This is a genomic window from Brevibacterium renqingii (genome assembly GCF_017808105.1).
Classification (GTDB): domain Bacteria; phylum Actinomycetota; class Actinomycetes; order Actinomycetales; family Brevibacteriaceae; genus Brevibacterium; species Brevibacterium renqingii.
On the sequence record NZ_JADBHF010000003.1, the window covers coordinates 275,392 to 282,332 of the forward strand.

The 6,941-nt window shown below is 67.9% G+C and carries 6 protein-coding genes; 1 reads left to right on the forward strand and 5 read right to left on the reverse strand.

Features of this window, described 5'->3' with window-relative positions:
* The first annotated feature begins 12 nt into the window (after positions 1-12).
* Positions 13-1,191, forward strand: a complete 1,179-nt coding sequence (locus IHE57_RS05270; RefSeq protein ID WP_209371309.1) for an FAD-dependent oxidoreductase — start codon at positions 13-15, stop codon at positions 1,189-1,191.
* A gap of 291 nt (positions 1,192-1,482) precedes the next feature.
* On the opposite strand, the gene IHE57_RS05275 is transcribed toward IHE57_RS05270, so the two are convergent.
* The 5 genes from IHE57_RS05275 to IHE57_RS05295 form a co-directional block, all read right to left on the reverse strand.
* Complete coding sequence (locus tag IHE57_RS05275; protein ID WP_343071756.1) at positions 1,483-1,875, reverse strand: hypothetical protein; 393 nt, start codon at positions 1,873-1,875, stop codon at positions 1,483-1,485.
* Between the two features lie 5 nt (positions 1,876-1,880).
* A complete protein-coding gene (locus IHE57_RS05280) occupies positions 1,881-2,984 on the reverse strand; it encodes an adenosine deaminase (protein ID WP_209371349.1) in 1,104 nt (367 codons plus the stop codon).
* A gap of 99 nt (positions 2,985-3,083) precedes the next feature.
* A complete protein-coding gene (locus IHE57_RS05285; RefSeq protein WP_253719911.1) occupies positions 3,084-4,232 on the reverse strand; it encodes a BMP family ABC transporter substrate-binding protein in 1,149 nt (382 codons plus the stop codon).
* A gap of 38 nt (positions 4,233-4,270) precedes the next feature.
* Complete coding sequence (locus IHE57_RS05290) at positions 4,271-5,449, reverse strand: amidohydrolase (RefSeq protein ID WP_209371311.1); 1,179 nt, start codon at positions 5,447-5,449, stop codon at positions 4,271-4,273.
* A 163-nt stretch (positions 5,450-5,612) separates the two neighbouring features.
* Positions 5,613-6,722: a mannose-1-phosphate guanylyltransferase gene (locus tag IHE57_RS05295; protein WP_209371313.1), complete on the reverse strand. Its 1,110-nt coding sequence runs from the start codon at positions 6,720-6,722 to the stop codon at positions 5,613-5,615.
* Positions 6,723-6,941 lie beyond the last annotated feature (219 nt).

Here is a 6,941-nt window from a genome sequence, read left to right on the forward strand (position 1 = left end):
AACGATGGTCATATGAGGATCGCCATCGTCGGAGCCGGCATCGGCGGGCTCTCCGCGGCCGTGGGGCTGCAGAGGGCCGGCGCCGAGGTGACCGTCTTCGAACGCGCCACCGCAGTCCGCGCCGGCGGTTCGGGGCTCTCCCTCTTCGCCAATGGGCTGAAGGCTCTGGAGGTGCTGGGACTGCGGGCGGAATTCGAAACCGTGACAGACCGTGGAGTCGAAGGCTTCACAGCCGGCCAACGCCGCGCCGACGGACGCTGGATCGCACGTGTCCCCGAGGACGCGGTCGGCGCTCTGCGCGTCGTCGACCGCGCCGATCTCCACCGGCTCCTGCTCGCCGGGCTGACACCGGACACGGTGCGCACAGACGCCGAGGCGGTCTCGGCGACGCCCCTGGGTGCTCTGACCTTCAGCACCGACGCCGCGCCGCCTGAGGCCGAAGAGCGCTTCGATCTCATCATCGGCGCCGATGGTCTGCACAGCCGCATGCGCCCCGTCGTCGCCGGAGGACGGGCTGTCCCGCAATACGCCGGATACTCCGCGTGGAGAGGCATCACCTCGGTGCCGGTGGATCTGTCGGGCCAGGCCGGGGAATCGGTCGGGCACGGCCGCCGGTTCGGCATCGCGCCCCTGGCCGATGGCCGAGTCTACTGGTTCGCCGTCGCGAATATGCCCGAAGATGCGGTCTTCGCCGATGAGAAATCGACCGTCGAGCAGATGTTCGCAGGATGGCACTCCCCCATCGCCGAACTCATCGCCGCCACCGACGCCGAGGCGGTTCACCGGACCCCGATCGCCGACCTGTCGAGTCCGCTGCCCCGGTACCATCGCGGCCGGATCGTGCTCCTCGGCGATGCCGCGCATGCGATGACGCCGAACCTCGGGCAGGGAGGCGGCCAGGCCCTCGAAGATGCAGCTACGCTGACGACTCTGCTGACCCCGCTGCTGACAGGTCACCCCGCAGGTCGGCAGACGGATCTCGATGCGGTTCTGCACCGGTATGATGCGCTGCGTCGGTCGCGCTCTCAGTCGATCGCGAAGAAGTCCCGATTCATGGGGCAGGTGTTCCAGCTCGAGTCTCCGCTGCTGGCCGGTGCGCGGGACGCGATCTTCTCCGCCGTTCCGGCGAGGCTCATCGCCGCTCAGGCCGCGAGCGTCCAGAAATGGTCACCTCCGGCCCCACCTCGGTGAGTTCATTGTGCGAAGGAAGGTGCGGAATTCGCCGGGACGCTGCTTGGGTGGGCGCTTTGGGCGGATCAGGCCCCGGAAAAATCCGCCCATTTGGACCACTTAAGCTGGCTCTTCGGCCGTACGAGCGCGATCGCAAAGCATCTCTCACTCACAGCGTCGTGTTTCCGGGCCCCTCCCGCGGAGGCGCGGTGATTCCCGACCTCTTCCGTGGAGGCACTGTGATTCCCGAGCTTTTTCGCGGAGGCGCGGTGATTCCCGACCTCTCCCGTGGAGGCACGGTATTCCGGAATGTCAGTCGTGCAGCGCCCGGTTGTAGGCGTCGACGACTGCGGGCAGGAAGAAGCCCATGATCACGGCGATGGCGGTGACCAGACAGGCCAGCCCCAGCCACAGAGAACCGCCGATGACGGTGAAGCCGAAGACGATGACCAGCAGTTCGAAGGCGATCGCGGCCGGCCGGGCCCAGCGGTGCAGACGCCACGCGCCGCGCGCTGCGGCACCGACCCCGGCCGCGAAGATGAGGAACATGACGGCCAGGCCGAGCAGCGATGCTGCCAGCTCACCGGCGGTGAAGGCTGTGATGACGAAGGACAGCGCCGAACCGACCAGGGCCAATGCCTGGACCACGAGGACGACGACGACCAGCAGCATCGCCCTGGGGGTGGGCACATCGGTCGAACTCACGTCGGTCAAATGGTCACCCGGGCGAAACCTGGGATGAGGATCTCGTCGAGCATGCGCTCGCGCACATCCAAGGGCAGGAAGGCCGCGGTCACGGCATTGACGGTGGCCCATTCGAGGTCCGTCTGCGTCCATCCGGCTTCGTCGACGAGCAGACGCATCTCGCGCGTCACGGACGTGCCCGACATCAGCCGGTTGTCCGGGTTGATGGTGACGGCGAAGCCGAGGTCCTTCAGCCCGGTGATCGGGTGGGAGGCGATGGTGCCGCCGATATCGGTCTGCAGGTTCGAGCTCGGGCACAGTTCGAGCGGCACCTGCTGGTCGAGGACCCACGCGGCGAGGCTGCCGAGCTGACCCTCTCCGTCGACGATGTCCATGTCCTCGACGATGCGGGCACCGTGGCCCAGACGCTGTGCGTGGCAGATGGTGATCGCCTCGTGGATGGATTCCTTGCCTGCGGCCTCACCGGCATGGATCGTCACCGGCACATAGGCCTGGTGGAGGGCGTTGAAGGCGGACAGGTGCGCCGAGGGCGGGAAGCCGTTCTCGGGCCCGGCGATGTCGAAGCCGACGACGCCGGAGTCCGCTCCCTTCTCACGGTGGCGGATGGCCAGTTCGGCGACAGCCAGGGAGTTGTCGGCCTGGCGCATGGCGGTGATGAGCTGACCGACGCGGATGTACTTGCCCTCGGCTGCGGCCTCGGAGACACCGGCTTCGAGCCCTTCCTGGACGGCGTCGACGACCTCGTCGAGTTCGAGCCCTCCCTCGAGGTGCTGCTCGGGAGCCCACCGGGCCTCGGCATAGAACACTCCGTCGGCGACCTGGTCGAGCACCCATTCCTTGGCCACGCGCTGCAGCCCTTCACGGCTCTGCATGAGCGCCACCGTGTGGGAGAACGTCTCGAGATAGCGGACGAGGTCACCGGAGTTCGCGGACTCGGAGAACCAGGCGCGCAGCGACTCCGGGTCGCCGGCGGGCAGTTCGTGTCCGCTCTGCTCGGCCAGTTCGATCATCGTCTCGGGGCGCAGGCCACCGTCGAGGTGATCGTGGAGGGAGACTTTGGGCAGCTGCAGGATGGGGTCGTCCGAAGCGACGCCGGCGGGTACATTCATCACCGCCTCAGCTTATCCGATGACGCCGAACATCGGCGGTGCGGCGTGGGAGGATTTCGGGCCGGCTCCGCCTCCGGCTTCCGCGCCCGAGGCGAGCGCTCACCCCTTCTCCGGGTCGATCTCCCCGCTCTTGATCCGCTCGCGCAGATCGGTGATGCCGCGCCCGGCGTCGGAGACGCGGGAGAGGAAACCGTCTTCGGCGACGATCCGGACTCCGCCGTTGTCGATCGTGCCGTGGTACCGCCGGTCGCCGACGCGGAAGCCGCCGACCTCCTCCGGCTGCGCTTTCGACGCCGGAGCCACCTCGTCGGGATTCTTGCTCTGCGGCCAGTCCGGGAACATCGTGCGCAGCCCCCGGCGGATGTTCGGCTCCACGGTCGCCACGATCGTCTTGTTGAATCCTCCGGCAGTTCCGTACCAGACGAGCTTCGGCAGGCTCGGGCCCTCATCATCGGAGTCCTCGGCCTCCTCCGCGGACGCGAGCAGGTCCTTCCGCTCCTCCTCCGCCGAGGTGACCGCCCCCATGGCGGCGGCCGACCCGAAGGGCACGATAACGTCGACGTCGGAGTCGAAGGCCTGAGTGAAGTACTCCTCGCCCGCCGCACGAGTGTCGTCGACCGTGCGGTTCATCGCCGAGGCGCTGCGGTAGGACTTCACCTCGTCGGCGCCTTCGTCCCTCTCCTCGTTGTACAGGTCGACTCCGGCGTCGAAGGCGGTGAGGATCTTCTCCGCCTGGGGGAAGTGGTGCGAGACGACGACGCCGACCTCTCCGGTCTCCGAGGCCGTGGCCGCGGTATAGCCGGCGATGAAGGCCGGTGGGACGAGGTCGAAGTCGATGCTCAGCACGTTCTTCGGCTGGTCCTGCCCGCCGCTGGAGACTCCGAGGAACAGATCATCGGGGTGGGCGGAGGCGAACTCCGCGAGTTCATCGGCACCGCCGGGTCCGATGACCGTGGTCAGTGCACAGTCCTGCCCGTGCATCCGCTGCAGGGCCGCCGAGGTGGCCCCGCCTCCCGAGACACGCTGACTCGAGGTGCCGGAGAAGACACCGGCCGCACGCGCCAGTTCCGTCTCCTCGAGGGTCAGGGCCCCGGACGAATGGTCGTCGAACCCGGCAGGGGCGGAGATGAGACAGCCCAGCCTCGATTCCTCGAGCGGTTCGGGAGCTGTCACGGAGCAGGCGCTGAGCATCAGTGCGCCGGCCGCACCGACGGCGCCGATCAGAATGCCCCGAGCTCTCATCCTCATGGGTTCAAGATTATCGGCCCGATCGACGACCGCGGTAATCACCGGCTCCGGTCACGCTCGAGGACCTTGAGAGCGGTGGCAGTGAAGACGCGGGCGGCGATCGCGACGGCGCGTTCATCGATGAGCAGATCACCTTGGTGGATGTCGTAGGTGGTGCCGCCGGGGGTGCGGGTGCCCAGACGGATGAGGGCACCCGGACAGTGGGTGAGGTACCAGGCGAAGTCCTCTCCGCCCATCGACTGCGGGGTCAGCTGCACGGCGTTCTCCCCCAGTTCGCCGCGCACGGCGGATTCGATGAGCGTCACTTGGTCCTCGGTGTTGACCACCGGCGGGACGCCTCGGCGGTGTTCGAGGTCGACGTCGACCCCGTACGGTCCGGCGATGCGGTCGACGAGTTCGGGCAGCACCTCGGCGACCTGATTCCACCCGTCGACGTCGAGGCACCGCAGCGTGCCTCGCAGGATGCCCTCGCTGGGGACGACGTTCGCGGCGTGCCCGGCGCTGATCTCGCCCCATACGAGTGAGATCGCATGCCGCGGATCGATGAGGCGGCCCAGCGTCGAGGGCAGGTCGGTGGCGAGTTTGCCCAGAGCGTAGACGAGGTCCTCGGTCAGGTGCGGCCGGGAGGTGTGCCCGCCGTGGCCGGACAGGCGGATGATGACGGTGTCGCCGGCGGCGGTGATGGCGCCGATGCGCGAACCCACCCTGCCGATGTCGACGTTCGGGTCGCAGTGGACGGCATAGACCTCCGGCACGCCGTCGAGGACGCCTTGGGAGATCACACGCAGCGCGCCTCCGGGGGTCACCTCCTCGCCGGGCTGGAAGATCAGTCGCACACGTCCGCCGAGTCCTTCGGGCCGGGATTCGTGGAGTCGCTGCAGGGCGATGCCGGCGCCGATGAGGGAGGTCAGGTGCACGTCGTGGCCGCAGGCGTGGGCGACGCCGGGGACCGTCGAGCGGTACTCCTCCTCGATGAGGTCGTCGACGGGCAGAGCATCGATATCGGCACGCAGTCCTACCGCCAGAGGGCCTTCTCCGACCTCGCAGACGACGCCGGTCCCCTCCAGCCGCTGCGGCTGGAGACCTGCGGCCTCGAGGCGGGCCACAATCTTGTCCGTGGTCGCGAATTCCTGGAAGGACAGTTCCGGATGGGCATGGATGTCGCGGCGGAAATCGATGAGCTCTGCACCGATCTCAGCGATTGTCGAGCTGATCACGTCGGGTCCTTCAGGAAAAGCAGGTCGGGGATGGGAGAAGTCGAACATTGACTGCAATGCTAAGCACTCACCGTCACAATTGTGCCGATTGCGACCAATTTCGACACACTGTCGTCCGCTGCGACGGCAGCGGCGATGCCGGTCTCGGCGCGAGCGGTGCGGTTCAGAGCAGTTCGTCGAGTCCGCGCTCACCGGCCACGGACACGACTTTCTTCACATCCTGCGCGTGCGAACGGGAGGTGATGAGCAGGACGTCGTCGGTGTCGACGACGACGAGATCCTCGAGTCCGACGATGGCAACGGTCCGAGGCCCCTCGGAGAACACCACCCCAGAGGCGTCGACCTCCAGCAGGTCCGTGTTGCCGCCGATGGAGATCACTCCGCGCGGCTCCCCCGGCACCGGCTGGCGCAGACGCGCGACCGAGTCGAAGTCGCCGACATCGTCCCAGCCGAAGTCGCCGGGAATGACGATCACACGGCCGGCAGCGGCGGCGGGTTCGGCGACCACATAGTCGATGGCCCGCTTCTCCAGCCCGGGCCAGACCTCGTCGAGCACCTCGTCGTGAGCGGCGGTGTCCCAGGCCTCGGCGATGCGGGAGAGTCCGGCGAAGAGGGCCGGGTCCTCCTCGGCGAGGACATCGAGGAGCGACGCCGCCTTGGCGATGAACATACCCGCGTTCCAGCGGTAGCGGCCCGAGTTCACGTAGGTGCGGGCGGTGCTCGCGGCGGGCTTCTCCGCGAACGCCAGAGCTCGCCTGGCGGTGGGCGCGCCCGGCAGACCGAGCAGCTCGCCGGTCTCGATGTATCCGTATGCGGTAGCGGGGTTGCGGGGCATGATGCCCACCGTGACGATGTCGCCGGTCTCGGCGGCGGCGATGGCCTGATCGATGACGAGACGGAACTCGTCGACGTTCGTGATCGAATGATCGGCGGAGAACGACCCGACGATCGCCTCGGGATCCTCACGGGCGATGAGCATGGCGGCCAGGCCGATCGCCGCCGCCGAGTCCTTCGGCGAGGGTTCGGCGACGATCTTCGACCGCGAGATCTCCGGCAGCTGCTGGGCGATCTGTTCGAGGTGGCTGCGTCCGGTGACCACCCAGACGTTGTCCTCGCCGACGATGGGCGCCACCCGATCCCAGGTGGCCTGGATCAGGCTGCGACCGAGGCCGAGCACATCGTGGAGGAACTTCGGCGTCGCCCGGCGCGACAGCGGCCACAGACGAGTTCCGGAACCGCCGGCGGGGATGATGGCGTGGAAGTGCGTGTTCACGGTGCCAGTGTCTCAGAGTTCGGGCACCGGTTCTCCGAGGCTGTCCGCCGTGTCGAATGCGGACTCCTCCCCTTTTCGGGTGGGGACAGCCTCATCGGTGGGGCCGCCTCGGGGGTGGCACTCCCTGAACGCCACCTCCGGGGGGGGTGCCCCTATATTTATTCATAGGCCCTGAACGGGGTCTGGTCGCTGGTCCTGGTATGGCTGATTTGCCCTGTC